Below are 16806 nucleotides of genomic sequence, written 5' to 3'. Positions count from 1 at the left end.
CGATTTCTCTGAGATGGTTGGTGATCAACCAGCAACCCCAAAAACAAACGGCCCGTTGCTGGTGCGAACGGGCCGTGGTGAGGGATTTGCGCGTGCGCTACCGTCTCCGCCCGTGAGGGAGGGCTAGTAGGGCCAGCAGCGAAATCTTGGTCATGAGGGTTGCGAATGTAGCACAAGCCACCGGGTCAGTTGTGCAGACCCCGTTCGTCGGGCTCTTCCGTCGAGGTGCTGATCACACTGACCGGCTGACCCTTGGCCTTGCGCCACGCATAGACCACGTAGCCGCTCAGGCCGTAGATGACGAACAGGCTGAACAGCACAGTCGGCGGATGGATGTTGATGACGGCAATGCCCAGCGCGATCAGCACGATCACCGCGAAAGGCACGCTCTTCTTCATCTGGATGTCCTTGAAGCTGTAGAACGGCGCGTTGGTGACCATCGTGAGACCCGCGTACAGCGTGAAGCCGAAAGTGACCCAGGTGATCTGCGTCCACGAGAGATACAGCACCTCGCCGCCGCGCTTGCCCCACTCGTTCACAAGCCAGATGAAGCCCGCCACGAGCGCAGCGGCCGCGGGCGACGGCAGACCCTGGAACCAGCGCTTGTCGACCACGCCGGTGTTGACGTTGAAGCGCGCGAGCCGCAGCGCCGCGCAGGCGCAGTACACGAAGGCCGCAATCCAGCCCCAGCGACCCAGGCCCTTGAGCGACCATTCGTAGGCGATGAGCGCGGGCGCCGCACCGAACGACACCATGTCGGACAGCGAATCCATCTGCTCGCCGAACGCGCTCTGTGTATTCGTCATGCGGGCCACGCGCCCATCCAGGCTGTCGAGCACCATCGCGGCGAACACACCGAGCGCCGCGAGGTCGAAGCGCGCGTTCATGGCCATCACGACAGAATAGAACCCGCCGAACAGCGCCGCCAGCGTGAACAGGTTCGGCAGGATGTAGATGCCTTTGCGGCGTTTGCGCGGCTGCACATCGTCGGGGAGCGTGTCGTCATGCATTGAATTTGCCTCCGTCCCTCATGGGCACTGCGCGAGCAGCTATCCATTCGATAGCATCTTGATCTTTGAATCGCATGGCTCGCAGTGTAGTTCAGGGGCTGCGTCGCCCCCGTCAAACAAAAGGGCCACCGCAACGGGTGGCCCTTGGGAAACGGGTGCCGAAGCACCCTCGCGGTCCGCAGATCAGTTGCGGGTCTGGTCGACCAGCTTGTTCTTCTTGATCCAGGGCATCATCGCGCGCAGCTTTTCGCCGACGACTTCGATCTGATGCTCGGAGTTCAGGCGGCGGCGGCTGATCAGCGTCGGAGCGCCGGCAGCGTTTTCCAGCACGAAGCTCTTGGCGTATTCGCCGGTCTGGATGTCCTTCAGCACTTGCTTCATGACCTTCTTGGTCTCTTCGGTCACGACGCGCGGGCCGGTGACGTACTCGCCGTATTCGGCGTTGTTCGAGATCGAGTAGTTCATGTTGGCGATGCCGCCTTCATAGATCAGGTCGACGATCAGCTTCAGTTCGTGCAGGCATTCGAAGTACGCCATTTCGGGCGCGTAGCCGGCTTCCACGAGCGTTTCGAAACCAGCCTTGATCAGCTCGACAGTGCCGCCACACAGAACCGCTTGTTCGCCGAACAGGTCGGTCTCGGTTTCTTCGCGGAAGTTGGTCTCGATGATGCCGGCCTTGCCGCCGCCGTTGGCGGTGGCATAGCTCAGCGCGAGGTCACGCGCCTTGCCGGTCTTGTCCTGGTGCACGGCCACGAGGTGGGGCACGCCGCCACCTTGGGTGTACGTGCTGCGCACGGTGTGGCCAGGGGCCTTGGGAGCAACCATCCACACATCGAGGTCGGCGCGGGGCTGAACGAAGCCGTAGTGCACGTTGAAGCCGTGTGCGAAGACCAGCGAAGCGCCTTCCTTGATGTTCGGTGCGACGTCGTTCTTGTAGACGTTGGCGATCTGCTCGTCGGGCAGCAGGATCATCACGACGTCGGCGGCCTTCACGGCGTCGGCGACTTCAGCGACCTTCAGGCCGGCCTTCTCGACCTTGGGCCACGAAGCACCACCCTTGCGCAGGCCGACCACGACCTTGACGCCGCTGTCGTTCAGGTTCTGCGCGTGCGCATGGCCTTGCGAGCCATAACCGATGATTGCCACCGTCTTGCCCTTGATGAGGCTCAGGTCCGCGTCTTTGTCGTAGTAAACCTTCATGTGTATCTCTCCTAAAAAATCTCGAGCACCCGTAGCGGGATGCATTTCACTCAGAGGCCGGAGGAATTCCGGTCCTTCATTTGCTGGTTGATGGACACGAGGCTGTCGTGGATGCGGAACAGCACGATGAGCAATTCACTGTAGATGCGAACGCCAATGGTGCCGAAGATCAGGACCGTGAAAGCCGGCAGGTACTGGCGCTGGTACAGCGCCGCCACCGCCAGGACGATCACACCCAGCAGGCCGAGAAAGTAGAGCCCCCGGACGATCGCCGGGGTCACCATCTTGTCGAAACCGAGCAGACCTCGCATCACTCTTGCCTCATGTGTGGATGAACGTATGAACTGAGGGCGCTTTCACCCTCCTACACGCGCAGGATGCGCTCGCCGCGCCCGATGCCGCTGGCACCGGTACGGACTGTCTCGAGGATAGCGCTACGTTCGATCGCTTCAAGAAAAGCGTCGTTCTTGCCGTGGTCGCCGGTGAGTTCGATGGTGTAGCTCTTATCGGTCACGTCGATGATGCGGCCGCGGAAAATTTCTGCCATGCGCATCATTTCCTCGCGCTCCTTGCCGACCGCGCGCACCTTCACCATCATGAGTTCGCGTTCGGTGTAGGCGCCTTCGGTCAGGTCTACGACCTTCACCACTTCGATCAGGCGGTTCAGGTGCTTGGTGATCTGCTCGATCACGTCGTCGGAACCGGTGGTAACGATGGTCATGCGCGAGAGGCTTGCGTCCTCCGTGGGCGCCACCGTGAGCGATTCGATGTTGTAGCCACGGGCCGAGAAAAGGCCCACCACGCGGGAAAGAGCACCCGGCTCGTTTTCCAGCAGCACTGCAATGATGTGTTTCATGTTTGCGTGACTCCTCTTTTCGCCGCCCTCCCCCGCGCACGGTAATGCGCGGGCTCGGCGAGCAATAGATTCGTCAGTAAAGAGTTGAGCGAATGTTCCGCGGATCAGAGATCTTCGGAACCCAACAGCATTTCGGTGATGCCCATGCCGGCCTTCACCATCGGGAACACGTTTTCGGTGGGATCGGTGCGGAAGTCCATGAACACCGTGCGGTCCTTGAGCTTGCGTGCTTCGCGCAGCGCGGGCTCCACGTCTTGTGGACGCTCGATCAGCATGCCGACGTGGCCATAGGCCTCGGCGAGCTTCACGAAGTTGGGCAGTGCATCCATGTAGCTGTGGCTGTAGCGGCCGGAGTATTCGATCTCCTGCCACTGGCGCACCATGCCCAGGTAGCGGTTGTTGAGCGAGCAGATCTTGATCGGCGTGTTGTATTGCAGGCAGGTGGAGAGTTCCTGGATGCACATCTGCACCGAGCCTTCGCCGGTGATGGTGAACACTTCCGAATCGGGCTTCGCGAGCTTGATGCCCATGGCGTAGGGAATGCCCACGCCCATGGTGCCCAGGCCGCCCGAGTTGATCCAGCGGCGTGGCTCGTCGAAGCGGTAGTACTGCGCAGCCCACATCTGGTGCTGACCCACGTCCGACGTGATGTACGCGTCGGCGTCCTTGGTCATGTTCCAGAGGGTCTCGACCACGTACTGCGGCTTGATCACGTCCTTGTTGCCGCGGTCGTACTTCAGGCAGTCGCGCGAGCGCCAGGCCTCGATGGTCTTCCACCAGTCGGACAGAGCGCCTGCATCGGGCTTGGTGGTGCTCTCGCGGATCATCGAGATCAGCTCGGTGAGCACGTCCTTCACGTCGCCGACGATCGGGATGTCGACCTTCACGCGCTTGGAGATGCTCGACGGGTCGATGTCGATGTGGATGATCTTGCGTTCGTTCTGCGCGAAGTGCTTGGGATTGCCGATCACGCGGTCGTCGAAGCGCGCCCCCACGGCCAGCAGCACGTCGCAGTTCTGCATCGCGTTGTTGGCTTCGATGGTGCCGTGCATGCCCAGCATGCCCAGGAACTTGCGGTCGCTCGCCGGATAGGCGCCCAGGCCCATCAGCGTGTTGGTGACCGGGTAGCCGAGCATGTCGACCAGCGTGCGCAGTTCATTGCAGGCGTTGCCCAGAAGCACGCCGCCGCCGGTGTAGATGTACGGACGCTTGGCAGCCAGCAGCAGTTGCAGCGCCTTGCGGATCTGGCCGCCGTGACCCTTGCGCACCGGGTTGTACGAGCGCATCTCGACCTTGTCGGGATAGCCGGTGTACGGGACCTTCTTGAACGAAACGTCCTTGGGCACGTCCACCACCACGGGGCCCGGACGGCCGCTGCGTGCGATGTGGAAGGCCTTCTTCATCGTCATGGCCAGATCCTTCGGATCCTTGACGAGGAAGTTGTGCTTGACGATGGGGCGGGTGATGCCGACCGTGTCGCATTCCTGGAAGGCGTCAAGGCCGATGGCAGCCGTTGGCACCTGGCCCGAGATGATCACCATCGGGATGGAGTCCATGTACGCCGTCGCGATGCCGGTGACCGCATTGGTCAGGCCGGGACCGGAAGTGACCAGTGCCACGCCGACTTCGCCGGTGGCGCGTGCGTAGCCGTCGGCCGCGTGAACGGCGGCCTGCTCGTGGCGCACCAGCACGTGCTGGATGGTGTCCTGCTTGTAGAACGCGTCGTAGATGTAGAGAACCGCGCCGCCGGGGTAACCCCAGACGTACTGGACGCCTTCGGCCTGCAGTGCCTTGACCAGCACTTCAGCGCCCATGAGTTCTCGCGTCGGGTTGCCGGCGCCTGAGGACGCGGCTGCTGCGGAAACGATTTCCGCTTTGGAGATTTCCATGATCAACCTTTGTTTATTTCGGGAACGAAATACCTTGGGTGCCCCTTGCCAACCCTTGTGAGGTCGCGCCAGGACTTGAGGCCAAAGCCATGAGCGGACTGATGTTCCGCCGGACCGTGACCCGTTTGCCTTTTGACTTGCAGGGCGGATTATGACATTTCCGGGCGTTCAGATTCGCTTCAGCTGCCTTGTAAAGCTACAAAGGCATAATCCGCGGCGGTAAACATACGCGATCGCTAGACCCTCTTCCCCACGCGGCGCGCTCTGCGCGCCCCCTCTCGCTTGGCCACTGAACAAGAACTCTCCGACTTCCTGAAAAGCGTTGAACGACGCGCTTTCAAGCGCTCGGTCTACCACGTGCGGGATGAAGAAGCGGCCCTCGATATCGTGCAGGACAGCATGATGAAGCTGGCGCAGCACTACGGCGACAAGCCCGCGGCCGAACTGCCGATGCTGTTCCAGCGCATCCTGTCGAACTGCACGCTCGACTGGTTCCGCCGCCAGAAAACCCGGCGCGCCCTTTTCTCCAACCTCAGCGATTTCGACTCGGTCGACGACGACGGAGATTTCGACCTGCTGGAGAACTTCGTCTCGCCGACCGACTCTAGGGAATCGGAGAGCGCCGAAGACACGACCCGCCGCGCCCAGGTCTTCCACGAGATCGAGGAACAGATCGCAGCACTGCCGGGCCGTCAACGCGAGGCTTTCCTGATGCGTTACTGGGAGGAAATGGACGTCGCAGAGACGGCCGCTGCGATGGGCTGCTCCGAGGGCAGCGTCAAAACCCATTGCTCGCGAGCCGTTCACGCTCTGAGCAAGGCGCTCAAGGCCAAGGGAATATCGCTATGAACACTAAGGTTCCAACCTCAACATCCACCACCGCCGAAGACCAGTTCGGCCAGCGTCTGGTTGCCCGCCTTTCGGCCGGCAATCGAGAGCTGCCGCACGACATCGGCGAGCGGCTGCGCGTGGCGCGAGCGCAGGCCGTTTCCGCGCGCAAGCAGCCCCCGCAGTTGCGGACTGCGCCTGTGGTGGTGCAGTCGGGCCACACGCTCACACTGGGTGGAAGCTGGTGGACCCGCATCGGCTCCGTGGTGCCGTTGATTGCGCTTGTGGCGGGCCTGATCACCATCAGCGTGATGCAGGACGACGACCGCGCCAGCGAGTTGGCCGAAGTGGATTCCGCGCTGCTGACGGGCGACCTGCCGCCCGCTGCCTACACCGACCCCGGTTTTGCCCAATTCCTGAAGGCCGACAGCGCCTCCGACTGATTTTTCATCGACCGAATGCGACGCCGCTCCACCCCCAGCGCAAACACCCCCCGCCCGTTGCGCCCGCTCCCGGCGGGCGCAGTCGTTTGGGCAGGTGCGCTTGCAGTCGCAGCCTTCAGCCTCACGCTCGCCTGCGCCCAGCCGCCCTCCGAAGCAGCCGCCAAGGCTGCGGCGGGCCCGGCTTCGGCGAGCTCCGCGTCAGCCACCAGCCCCAAGGCCATCTCGACGACCAAGCCGCTCTGGAGCGAACTCACGGCCGAGCAGCAGCAAGCCCTGAAGCCGCTGAACGCTCACTGGAACACGCTGAACGTCGGGCAAAAGAAAAAGTGGCTGGCGCTGTCGCGCAACTTCGCGAGCATGTCGGCGGACGAACAGACCACCCTTCACAGCCGCATGATCGAATGGACCGCCCTGAGCAATCAGCAGCGCGCCCAGGCCCGCCTGAACTTCGCCGAGGTCAAGCGCATTCCGCCTGACGAGCGCAAGGTCAAATGGGAGCAGTACCAGGCCTTGAGCGAGGAAGAAAAGCGCAAGCTCGCGGAACGCGCCCCACCCAAGCCACGCGGTGCCGCCATTCCTGTGCGGCCGGTCTCGTCCCAGAAGCTCGTGCCGGTGCCGGCCGTCACCCCCGGCGTACAACACACGCCCAGGATTTTGCTGGCCCCGCCGCCCGCCCCCGCTGCCACGCCGGCCACGATCATGGTGGCATCGCCGCCGGAGCGCGTGCCCGCAGCGACGACGCCGGCGGTTTCCATCCTCCCCGCCGCGCCAGCCCCGTCCAGCATCGCTTCTCCACCGGTTCCGGCCGAAGCCCAGGTGCCCGCGCCGTCGTCGGCAGCCGAGCCATCCTCCCCCGCCCCCTGATCCCAAGGCTTCGATGGTTTCCAGCTCTCCCGAGGCTTCGGGCCCCGATCAGCCCGCCTCGCCGATCTCTCCTGCAGCCAGCGCTCCTGTTTCGATAGTGCCCGGCCTCTGGCGCCGCATGGCCTGCTGGCTCTACGAGGGCATGCTGCTGTTTGCGGTGGTGTTCGTTTCGGGCTGGCTCTTCAGCACGCTTGGTCAGATGCGCGACGCCATGGATTCGCGCCGCCATCTATTTCAGGCTTTTCTTTTCGTGGTGTTCGGCGTGTACTTCGTCTGGTTCTGGACCAAAGGCCAGACCCTCGCCATGAAAACCTGGAACATCCGCATCGTCGACGCGCACGGCCAGCCCATCAGCCAACGCCGTGCGCTGGCGCGCTACCTGCTGAGCTGGGTCTGGTTCCTACCGCCGCTGGCCGCCATCGCGCCCTTCAAGCTGTCTGGCGGCGAATCGACCGTCCTGATCTTCGGCTGGGTCGCTGTCTGGGCCCTGCTGGCGCGTTTTCACCCCGAGCGCCAGTTCTGGCACGACGCCTGGGCCGGTACACGGCTCATCACCTCCAAACCGATGAGTCGCCAATGAGTGCCTTGCCCAAGCTTCCCGATCCCGCCGTCAATCCGCAAAAAGCCCGCAAGGGCTTCGAACGCGTCTGGCACGCCACGCTGATCTCGCTACACGGCCTGCACGCCGGCTGGAGCGAGCCCGCCTTCCGCCAGGAAGCCATCATGTCGATCGTGATGATTCCGGCCTCCTTCTGGCTCGGGCGCAGCTGGGTCGAGGTGGCGCTGCTCGCGGGCAGCGCCATCCTGGTGATGATCGTCGAGTTGCTCAACACCGCGGTGGAAGCCGCCATCGACCGCATCGGCCCTGAGTGGCACGACCTCTCCAAGCGCGCCAAGGACATGGGTAGCGCCGCCGTGCTGCTGTCGCTCACGCTGTGCGGCGGCATCTGGGCGGCAGCGTTGTGGCAACGCTTCGTGTCATGAGAAGGCCCACGGGCTGCGGCATGATGGCAGGATGAATCCTGAATTTTCGATCTGTGTGTATTGCGGCTCGCGCCCCGGCGAGCGCCCCGAGTTTTCCCAGGCCGCGCAAGCCGTCGGCCAATGGATCGGCCAGCACGGCGGCCAGCTTGTCTACGGCGGAGGTCGCACCGGCCTGATGGGCACGGTGGCCGAGGCCACCCGCCTTGCCGGCGGCCGAGTGGTCGGCATCATCCCCAAGGCATTGGTCGACAAGGAACTGGCCAACCCGCTGTGCGACGAACTGCACGTGGTCGACACCATGCACGAACGCAAGGCCATGATGGGTGAGCGCGCCGATGCCTTCGTCGCCCTGGCGGGCGGCATCGGCACCTTCGAGGAACTGTTCGAGATCTGGACCTGGCGCCAACTCGGCTACCACGACAAGCCCACCGGCATCCTCAACACCGCCGGCTACTACGACGGCCTGCTTGGCTTCCTGGCGCACAGCGTGCGCGAGGGCTTCATGGGCGAATGGCAGATGAGCCTGATCCGCACCGGCACCGATGTGCCCGAGCTGCTCACGGCATTGCGCGCCGAAGTGCCGCTCCATCCACGCGAAGACAGGCTGTCGGAAAACCTCTGACGACCATGTCGAAAGCCCCGTCGCCGGGGCTTTCTTGCTTTAAACAGCGTTTTCGTTTTCCTCACCCGTACGGATACGCACGATGCGCTCCACGCCGGTGACAAAAATCTTCCCGTCGCCGATCTTCCCGGTGCGCGCGGAACTGACGATGGCTTCGATGCAGCGCTCCACATCGGCCTCGTTGACGACCACTTCGACCTTCATCTTGGGCAGGAAGTCGACCACGTATTCGGCGCCGCGGTAGAGCTCTGTGTGCCCCTTCTGGCGGCCGAAGCCCTTGACTTCGGTGACGGTCAGGCCGGTGACGCCCACTTCGGCCAAGGCCTCGCGCACGTCCTCGAGCTTGAAGGGTTTGACGATGGCGGTGATCTGCTTCATGGTTTTCGTGCTCCGGCGGTTTCGTTGAATTTGCTGGTGATAGGGTAACGCCAATCCTTGCCGAAGCTTCGATGGGTGACCCGGATGCCTACCGGCGCCTGGCGCCGCTTGTATTCGTTGATCCTGATGAGCCGCGCAACCCGCTCGACCACCGCACGGTCGTAACCCGCGGCAATGATCTCGTCGATGCCCTCGTCGTCCTGCATGTAGCGTGCCAGGATTCCGTCGAGGATGTCGTAGGGCGGGAGGCTGTCTTGATCGGTCTGATCGGGCCGAAGTTCGGCGCTGGGAGGCCGCGTGATGATCCTCTCGGGAATCGGCTCGGTGCCCGTGCCGTACGGATCGTGGGCATTTCGCCAGCGCGCCAGCGCGAACACGGTTGTCTTGAGCAGGTCCTTGATGACCGCGAAGCCGCCTGCCATGTCGCCGTACAGCGTGCAGTAGCCGGTGGCCATTTCGCTCTTGTTGCCCGTGGTGAGCACGATGGCGCCGAACTTGTTCGAAAGCCCCATCAGCAGCGTGCCGCGGATGCGGGCCTGGATGTTTTCCTCGGCCGTGTCCTCGGGCCGCCCCTTGAATTCTTCGGCCAGCGCGCCCTTGAAGGACTCGAAGGTGTGCTTGATGGAAATCTCGTCGTAGCGCACGCCCAGGCGGGCGGCCATGTCGCGCGCATCGATCCAGCTGATGTCGGCGGTGTAAGGCGAAGGCATCATCACCGCACGGACCTTGTCCTTGCCCAGTGCATCGACCGCGATGGCAAGCACCAATGCGGAGTCGATACCGCCCGAAAGCCCCAGGATGGCGCCCGGAAAACCGTTCTTGCCGACGTAGTCGCGCACTCCGAGCACCAGGGCGTCCCAGAGTTGGGCCTCAGCGTCGCGTGGCGGTGCGATGGCCGCCGGCTCGGCTACGAAGCCAACGCCGCCTTGAGGCGTGCGCTCCAGTTGGGCGAAAACCAGCTTCTCCTTGAAGCTCTCGGCCTGCATGGCAGCCACGCCATCGGCCTGCAACGCGAACGAAGCGCCGTCGAACACCACCTCGTCCTGCCCACCGACCAGGTGCGCGTACACCAGCGGCAGGCCGACCGCGCGCGCCCGGTCGGCCATGCGCGCGACGCGCTCGCCTTCCTTGCCCACGTGGTACGGCGACGCATTGATCACCGCCAGCACCTCGGCACCACCTTCGCGTGCCAGTTCGGCCGGCTGGTCGAACCAGGCGTCCTCGCAGATCAGCAGGCCGACCGAGACACCGCCCGCCTCGAACACGCAGGTGCCCTGCCCCGGCGTGAAGTAGCGGCGCTCGTCGAACACCTGGTAGTTGGGCAGTTCGCGCTTGGCATACGTTTCGAGGATGCGGCCTTCCTTGATGACGCTTGCCGCGTTGTGGCGCATCTGTACGGCCACCGAGCGGCTGCGCAGGCTGCCGCCGGTCGGATGCCCCACCACCACCACCATGTCTTTGAGATCGGCCAGAGCAGCGGCAATGCCTTTCACGGCATCATCACAGGCTTCGGTGAAGGCGGGACGGAGGAACAGGTCCTCCGCCGCATAGCCGGCAATCGAGAGTTCGGGCGTCAACAAGAGGCGCGCGCCCTGCGCATGGGCATCGCGCGCGGCGTCGACGATCTTTTTCGCGTTGCCGGCGAGGTCGCCCACCACAAAATTGAGTTGCGCGATGGCGAGCTTGAGCGTCATACAGAAGGAAGAAAAAGGCTTGAACGATTATGTCATTCGGGTTCTGTCGTCGCCGGCTGACGTGAGCCCGGACGCATGGAACGCGCTGCTGGCCGCCGAGGCCGAGCCATCGCCCTTCATGCGCCATGAATACCTCGCGGCGCTGAACGACAGCCGCAGCGCCACGCCGGAGAGCGGATGGATGCCGCAGTTCGTCACGCTGTGGCAAGGCGAGCAGTTGCAGGCCGCGTGCCCGTTCTACATCAAGGACCATTCCTACGGCGAGTACGTCTTCGACTGGGCCTGGGCCAATGCCTACGAGCAGCACGGGCTCGCGTATTACCCGAAGGCCGTGGTCGCAGTGCCCTTCACGCCCGTGCCCGGCACGCGGCTGCTGGCGCGCGACGCTCAAAGCCGCACGTTGCTGGTGCAAGGACTCGTCGCGCTGTGCAAGCAGGAAGAGCTGTCGTCGCTGCACCTGCTGTTCGGCGCCGATGCCGACATCGCCGCCTGCACCGAAGCAGGCCTGATGCTGCGCAACACGGTGCAGTTCCACTGGACCAACGCCCAGTACCCCGACTTCGACTCCTTCCTCGCCAGCCTCTCGCACGACAAGCGCAAGAAGATCCGCCAGGAGCGCCGCAAGGTGGCCGACGCCGGCGTGAGCTTCCGCTGGTCGCGCGGCACCGACATCTCGAAGGCCGACTGGGACTTCTTCTACCGCTGCTACGAGCGCACCTACCGCGAGCACGGCAACCCGCCCTACCTCACGCGCGACTTCTTCCGGCGCATGGCCGACACGATGCCCGAGGCCTGGCTGCTGTTCGTCGCCGAGCGCAATGGCAAACCCATGGCCACCAGCCTGATCGCCCTTTCGACGCAGCGCGATGCACCGCTCGTTGCCTACGGCCGCTACTGGGGCGCGCTGGAGCGCGTCGACTGCCTGCACTTCGAGGCTTGCTACTACCAGCCGCTGGCCTGGTGCATCGAACACGGCGCCCAGCGCTTCGAGGGCGGCGCCCAGGGCGAGCACAAGATGGCGCGCGCGCTGATGCCGGTGAAAACCACCAGCGCCCACTGGCTGGCACACCCGGCGTTTGCCGATGCGGTCGAGCGCTTCCTGGAGCGCGAGGGCGCGGGCATCGAGAACTACATGGATCACCTTGGCGAGCGCAGCCCGTTCAAGGCCGCTTGACCAGCCTTTCTTGCCATGCGGGGCTGCTATAAAAGCGCCCGATATCCACAACAACTCAGAGAGAACTCGATGCCATTCGTCGGACTGGGGCTACACGTCCTCATCGCGCTGTTCTTCGCCGTGCACGCAATGCGCCACGGCAAGCAGATGTACTGGCTTCTCATTCTTTTCAGCTTCCCGCTGCTGGGAAGCATCGTGTACTTCGTGGTCGAGTACCTGCCCGCCTCGCGCATGCAGCGCACCGCCGGCAAGGTGGCCAGCGCGGCCATCGGCTTCATCGACCCCGAGCGCGAATACCGCGCGGCCACCGAGGCCTACGACCTCGCCCCCACGGCCCAGAACAAGCTGCGCCTTGCCAAGGCAGCGCTCGACAAGGGGCAGGCCGCCGATGCCGTCGGCCATTACCGCGACGCACTGAAGGGCCCGCTGGCCTCCGATCCCGAACTGCAGTTCGGCCTGGCCAGCGCCCTGTTGGCTGCGGGTGGAGCGACTGCCGGCCGCGAGGCATTGCAGGCGCTCCAGGCCCTGCGTGCCACGCGCGACGACTACCGCAAGGACGAAGTCGCCGTGCTCACCGCCCGCGCCCTCGCCGCCGACGGACGCCAGCCGGAAGCGCGCGAAGCCTTCGAGGCCGCGCTGAGCCAGTACAACACCGTCGAGGCCCGCGCCCGCTACATCGCATGGCTTGCCCAGCAAGGCGATGCCACCGGTGCACAGCGCCAGTGGGACGAACTCCAGCAGGCCGCTCGCCACTGGAACTCGCATGCGCGTTCGGTCAATCGCGAATGGATGCGGCTGGCCAGCGACGCGGTCCGCGCCTGAAGCGTCTCCTCTGTCCAAGGGCATAGTGCCCTTGACCATTCGGCACATCGACGGCGCGCGGCGCCTCTCCTAGCATCCGCATCGAGGAGAGAGAACCGCATGCTGCCCTTCACACGCCCTGCCCTCGTGGCACTCTGCTTCATGGCGGCCAGCCAGTTGGCCACGGCCGCCAGCTTCGACTGCGCCAAGGCCGGCAACGCCACCGAGAAAGCCATCTGCGCCGACCCCGGCCTGTCACGGCAGGACGAAGCCATGGCCGCCCTCTACAAGCGGCAAGTCGAAATGCCCGGCACGGGCCAGTGGGCGACGTTCCTGAAACGCGACCAGCGTGACTGGATAGCTGTGCGCAACCGCGAATGCCGCGGCAAGACCGAATGCCTCAAGCAGGACTACGAGCGGCGCATCACCTACCTGAGTCACCCGCTGCTGCATTGGATGGGACGCTATGTGGAAGGCCAATGCCCGAAGGACGGGCGCTTCCTCGACGTGACGCCCGAACTGGGGGGCACGCTGGACATCCAGATCTACGTTTGCCCCGACCCGCGCGGCAACATGCTGCTGCAGGGCAAGAACGTGCTCGACGGGCAGCGGCGCCTCGTGGTGCAGGAAGGCGGGCGTTGCACCCGCACACTCCAGTTCGACACCGACCGCGTCACCGTCTCGGACACGCCGGGCTGCGCGCCATCGCTGGCCGGCAGCTTCACGCGCGACCCGCGCCGCTCGCCCTTCGAGAACGAATAAATTACTTCTTGTAGCTGGCGATGCCGTCCAGGATTTCCTTCTTGGCCGCGTCGATGCCTTCCCAGCCCAGCACCTTGACCCACTTGCCTTCTTCCAGGTCCTTGTAGTGCTCGAAGAAGTGGCTGATGGCCTTCAGGCGCATCGGGTTCACGTCGTCGACCGACTTCCAGTGGCTGTAGATGGGCAGCACCTTGTCTGTGGGCACAGCCAGCACCTTGCCGTCGACGCCGGCTTCGTCTTCCATCATCAGGATGCCCAGGGGGCGGCACGGCACTACCACGCCCGGCAGCAGCGGATACGGGGCGATGACCAGCACGTCGACCGGGTCACCGTCGCCCGACAGGGTCTGCGGCACATAGCCGTAGTTGGCCGGGTAGTACATGGCCGTCGTCATGAAGCGGTCGACAAAAATCGCGCCCGATTCCTTGTCGACTTCGTACTTGATCGGGTCGGCGTTCATCGGGATTTCGATCACGACGTTGAAGGAATCGGGGACGTTCTTGCCGGGGGAAACTTTGTCGAAGGACATGACGTTTTTCGAGTAGTGGAAAAGTATGAGAGAGATGGGGACAAACCCGGAGTTTACTTTCCGTGTCACCGACCGGTCGCACGCGCACTCGTATTTGCCTGTAAATTGCAACCGTTGGCCAATCGGCTCCTCACCCTTGGTGCAGTGAGCTTCGAGGAAGCAACGCGGCGGAAAACATGGTCCCGTACGCGTTGCACGCAGGGCCCATGCTGTCCGTCTCCACAAGTCGCAACGAACGAATGGAGAAGCAAAGCATGATCGGCAACACCCCCCTGATACTGGCTATCGTCTGCGGCCTAGTGGCCGTGGCCTACGGTTTCTGGGCTCGAAGTTGGATTCTCGCGAAGGACGCAGGCAATGCCCGCATGCAGGAAATTGCAGCGGCCATCCAGGCCGGCGCCTCCGCCTACCTCGCCAAGCAGTACAGCACCATCGCCATCGTCGGCGTGGTGCTCGCCATCCTCATCGCCATCTTCCTGGACCTGACCACGGCAGTCGGCTTCATCGTGGGCGCGGTGCTCTCGGGCGCCTGCGGCTTCATCGGCATGAACGTGTCGGTGCGCGCGAATGTGCGCACGGCGCAGGCGGCCACTCAAGGCATCGGCCCGGCACTCGACGTCGCGTTCCGCGGCGGCGCCATCACCGGCATGCTGGTGGTGGGCCTGGGCCTGCTGGGCGTGTCGGCCTTCTACTGGGTCTTGATCGGCAGCAGCACGCCGGCGGCGGGCCACAGCCTTGCGGTCACCCTCAATCCGCTGATCGGCTTTGCCTTCGGCTCCTCGCTGATCTCGATCTTCGCGCGGCTGGGCGGCGGCATCTTCACCAAGGGCGCCGACGTCGGCGCCGACCTGGTGGGCAAGGTCGAGGCCGGCATCCCTGAAGACGACCCGCGCAATCCGGCCGTGATTGCCGACAACGTGGGCGACAACGTCGGCGACTGCGCCGGCATGGCCGCCGACCTGTTCGAAACCTACGCCGTGACGCTGATCGCCACCATGGTGCTGGGCGCGCTGATGGTTACCGCGGCGCCGACCAACGCGGTGCTGTACCCGCTCGCGCTGGGCGGCGTGTCGATCATCGCGTCGATCATCGGCTGCTTCTTCGTGAAGGCCTCGCCGGGCATGGTCAACGTGATGCCGGCGCTCTACAAGGGCCTGGCGGTGGCGGGCATCCTGTCGCTGATTGCGTTCTGGTTCGTCACCAGCTGGCTGATTCCCGACAACGCGATCGCCCCGAGCGGCAGCCAGCTCAAGCTGTTCGGCGCCTGCTTCGTTGGCCTCGCATTGACGGCCGCGCTGGTATGGATCACCGAGTACTACACCGGCACGCAGTACAAGCCCGTGCAGCACATTGCACAGGCCTCGACCACGGGCCACGGCACCAACATCATCGCGGGCCTGGGCGTGTCGATGCGCTCCACGGCGTGGCCGGTGATCTTCGTGTGCATCGCCATCCTGGCTTCGTACTCGCTGGCAGGCCTCTTCGGCATTGCGGTGGCTGCCACGTCGATGCTGAGCATGGCCGGCATCGTGGTGGCGCTCGACGCCTACGGCCCCATCACCGACAACGCCGGCGGCATTGCCGAGATGAGCGACCTGCCCGCCAGCGTGCGCGCCGTGACCGACCCGCTCGACGCGGTCGGCAACACCACCAAGGCCGTGACCAAGGGCTACGCTATCGGCTCTGCGGGCCTCGCCTCGCTGGTGCTCTTCGCCGACTACACGCACAAGCTGGAGAGCTTCGGGCTGAACATCAGCTTCAACCTGAGTGACCCGATGGTGATCGTCGGCCTCTTCATCGGCGGGTTGATTCCCTACCTGTTCGGCGCGATGGCCATGGAGGCCGTGGGCCGCGCGGCGGGCGCGGTGGTGGAAGAAGTGCGGCGCCAGTTCCGCGACATCCCCGGCATCATGGAAGGCACCGGCAAGCCCGAGTACGGCAAGGCCGTGAGCATGCTGACCGGCGCGGCCATCAAGGAAATGATGATCCCCTCGCTGCTGCCGGTGCTCGTGCCGATCGTCGTCGGCCTGGTGCTGGGGCCGAAGGCGCTGGGCGGGCTGCTGATGGGCACCATCGTCACGGGCCTGTTCGTCGCCATCAGCATGTGCACCGGCGGCGGCGCCTGGGACAACGCCAAGAAGTACATCGAGGACGGCCACTTCGGCGGCAAGGGCAGCGAGACGCACAAGGCCGCCGTCACCGGCGACACCGTGGGCGACCCCTACAAGGACACGGCCGGCCCGGCCGTGAACCCGCTGATCAAGATCATCAACATCGTGGCGCTGCTCATCGTGCCGCTGGTGGTGAAGTTCCATGCCGGCGATGCGGCGGCGGCCGTGCCGGCGAAGGTCGAGATGCCGCCGGCCGCGACCGCGCCCGCCGCGATGGCTCCGTCGACGCCTGCTGCGGTGGTCGCTTCGGGCGCCGTGTCGGCTGCCGAAGCCGCTGCGGTGAAGGTCGAGAACGGCGTCGTGAAGTTCTACTTCGCGAGCGCCAGCTCCGAAGTAGCGCCCAACGCCAAGGAAGCCCTGGCCGACGTCATCAAGGCCGTGCAGAGCGGCAGCACCGTGCTCGTGAGCGGCTACCACGATGCCAGCGGCGACCCGGCCAAGAATGCCGAGCTCGCCAAGCAGCGCGCGATGGCCGTGAGCGATGCGCTCAAGGCCGCTGGTGCGCCAGAAGACAAGATCGAGCTGGCCAAGCCCGAGCAATCGCAGGCCGATGGGCCGCCCGCCGAGGCGCGCCGCGTTGAAGTCAAAGTAAAGTCCTGAA

At 64.5% G+C, this 16806-nt stretch carries 18 protein-coding genes; 10 read left to right on the top strand and 8 right to left on the bottom strand.

Annotation, left to right across the window (positions count from 1 at the left end):
* Positions 1-185: 185 nt before the first annotated feature.
* From pssA to ACZYSP_RS00295, 5 genes are all read right to left on the bottom strand, one after another.
* Complete coding sequence (gene pssA, locus ACZYSP_RS00315) at positions 186-1010, bottom strand: CDP-diacylglycerol--serine O-phosphatidyltransferase (RefSeq protein WP_093054430.1); 825 nt, start codon at positions 1008-1010, stop codon at positions 186-188.
* Positions 1011-1193: 183 nt separating this feature from the next.
* Positions 1194-2210 carry a ketol-acid reductoisomerase gene (gene ilvC / locus ACZYSP_RS00310; RefSeq protein WP_093054428.1) on the bottom strand — a complete coding sequence of 339 codons (1017 nt, stop codon included), beginning with the start codon at positions 2208-2210 and terminating at the stop codon, positions 1194-1196.
* A 50-nt stretch (positions 2211-2260) separates the two neighbouring features.
* Entirely contained in the window at positions 2261-2521 is a 261-nt protein-coding gene (locus ACZYSP_RS00305) for a DUF4282 domain-containing protein (protein ID WP_093054426.1), read from the bottom strand.
* A gap of 53 nt (positions 2522-2574) precedes the next feature.
* Positions 2575-3066: an acetolactate synthase small subunit gene (ilvN, locus tag ACZYSP_RS00300; RefSeq protein WP_007834236.1), complete on the bottom strand. Its 492-nt coding sequence runs from the start codon at positions 3064-3066 to the stop codon at positions 2575-2577.
* A gap of 104 nt (positions 3067-3170) precedes the next feature.
* Entirely contained in the window at positions 3171-4955 is a 1785-nt protein-coding gene (locus tag ACZYSP_RS00295; protein ID WP_489012815.1) for an acetolactate synthase 3 catalytic subunit, read from the bottom strand.
* A 282-nt stretch (positions 4956-5237) separates the two neighbouring features.
* On the opposite strand from ACZYSP_RS00295, the gene ACZYSP_RS00290 reads away from it, so the two are divergent.
* The 6 genes from ACZYSP_RS00290 to ACZYSP_RS00265 are packed head-to-tail and all read left to right on the top strand — an operon-like array spanning position 5238 to position 8696.
* On the top strand, positions 5238-5804 hold the full coding sequence (locus ACZYSP_RS00290) for an RNA polymerase sigma factor (RefSeq protein WP_093054421.1): 567 nt from the start codon (positions 5238-5240) through the stop codon (positions 5802-5804).
* Entirely contained in the window at positions 5801-6226 is a 426-nt protein-coding gene (locus tag ACZYSP_RS00285) for a DUF3619 family protein (RefSeq protein ID WP_093054419.1), read from the top strand. The genes ACZYSP_RS00290 and ACZYSP_RS00285 overlap by 4 nt, the downstream gene beginning before the upstream one ends.
* Positions 6227-6283: 57 nt before the next feature.
* Positions 6284-7090, top strand: coding sequence for a DUF3106 domain-containing protein (locus ACZYSP_RS00280; RefSeq protein WP_256216670.1), 807 nt, complete (start codon positions 6284-6286; stop codon positions 7088-7090).
* A 13-nt stretch (positions 7091-7103) separates the two neighbouring features.
* Positions 7104-7670 (top strand): RDD family protein, encoded by a 567-nt coding sequence (locus ACZYSP_RS00275; RefSeq protein WP_093074888.1) that lies wholly within the window; start codon positions 7104-7106, stop codon positions 7668-7670.
* The gene (locus ACZYSP_RS00270) at positions 7667-8074 is read left to right on the top strand and encodes a diacylglycerol kinase (protein WP_093054413.1); all 408 of its coding nucleotides are present in this window, start codon (positions 7667-7669) and stop codon (positions 8072-8074) included. The genes ACZYSP_RS00275 and ACZYSP_RS00270 overlap by 4 nt, the downstream gene beginning before the upstream one ends.
* A 31-nt stretch (positions 8075-8105) precedes the next feature.
* Positions 8106-8696, top strand: a complete 591-nt coding sequence (locus ACZYSP_RS00265; protein WP_093054411.1) for an LOG family protein — start codon at positions 8106-8108, stop codon at positions 8694-8696.
* 39 nt (positions 8697-8735) lie between these two features.
* Here ACZYSP_RS00265 and ACZYSP_RS00260 read toward each other — a convergent pair whose 3' ends face one another.
* Positions 8736-9074 carry a P-II family nitrogen regulator gene (locus ACZYSP_RS00260; RefSeq protein ID WP_093054409.1) on the bottom strand — a complete coding sequence of 113 codons (339 nt, stop codon included), beginning with the start codon at positions 9072-9074 and terminating at the stop codon, positions 8736-8738.
* Positions 9071-10768, bottom strand: coding sequence for an NAD+ synthase (locus ACZYSP_RS00255; protein WP_093074891.1), 1698 nt, complete (start codon positions 10766-10768; stop codon positions 9071-9073). The genes ACZYSP_RS00260 and ACZYSP_RS00255 overlap by 4 nt, the downstream gene beginning before the upstream one ends.
* Positions 10769-10787: 19 nt before the next feature.
* Between ACZYSP_RS00255 and ACZYSP_RS00250 the strand changes: the two genes are divergently transcribed.
* The 3 genes from ACZYSP_RS00250 to ACZYSP_RS00240 all read left to right on the top strand — a co-directional run bounded on the left by ACZYSP_RS00250 (position 10788) and on the right by ACZYSP_RS00240 (position 13505).
* On the top strand, positions 10788-11942 hold the full coding sequence (locus tag ACZYSP_RS00250; RefSeq protein WP_093074894.1) for a GNAT family N-acetyltransferase: 1155 nt from the start codon (positions 10788-10790) through the stop codon (positions 11940-11942).
* Between the two features lie 69 nt (positions 11943-12011).
* Positions 12012-12764: a hypothetical protein gene (locus ACZYSP_RS00245; protein ID WP_093174068.1), complete on the top strand. Its 753-nt coding sequence runs from the start codon at positions 12012-12014 to the stop codon at positions 12762-12764.
* A 99-nt stretch (positions 12765-12863) separates the two neighbouring features.
* The gene (locus ACZYSP_RS00240) at positions 12864-13505 is read left to right on the top strand and encodes a lysozyme inhibitor LprI family protein (protein WP_489012814.1); all 642 of its coding nucleotides are present in this window, start codon (positions 12864-12866) and stop codon (positions 13503-13505) included.
* Between the two features lies 1 nt (position 13506).
* Here the strand turns inward: ACZYSP_RS00240 and ppa are convergent, their stop codons facing one another.
* The gene (gene ppa, locus ACZYSP_RS00235; RefSeq protein ID WP_093054399.1) at positions 13507-14034 is read right to left on the bottom strand and encodes an inorganic diphosphatase; all 528 of its coding nucleotides are present in this window, start codon (positions 14032-14034) and stop codon (positions 13507-13509) included.
* A 254-nt stretch (positions 14035-14288) separates the two neighbouring features.
* Between ppa and ACZYSP_RS00230 the strand changes: the two genes are divergently transcribed.
* Positions 14289-16805 (top strand): sodium-translocating pyrophosphatase, encoded by a 2517-nt coding sequence (locus ACZYSP_RS00230; protein ID WP_489012813.1) that lies wholly within the window; start codon positions 14289-14291, stop codon positions 16803-16805.
* The last annotated feature ends 1 nt before the right edge of the window (position 16806 follow it).

Source organism: Variovorax sp. F042, from assembly GCF_057814215.1.
The sequence above is the reverse complement of the archived record's forward strand: the minus strand, read 5'-3'. Positions and strand labels throughout refer to the sequence as shown.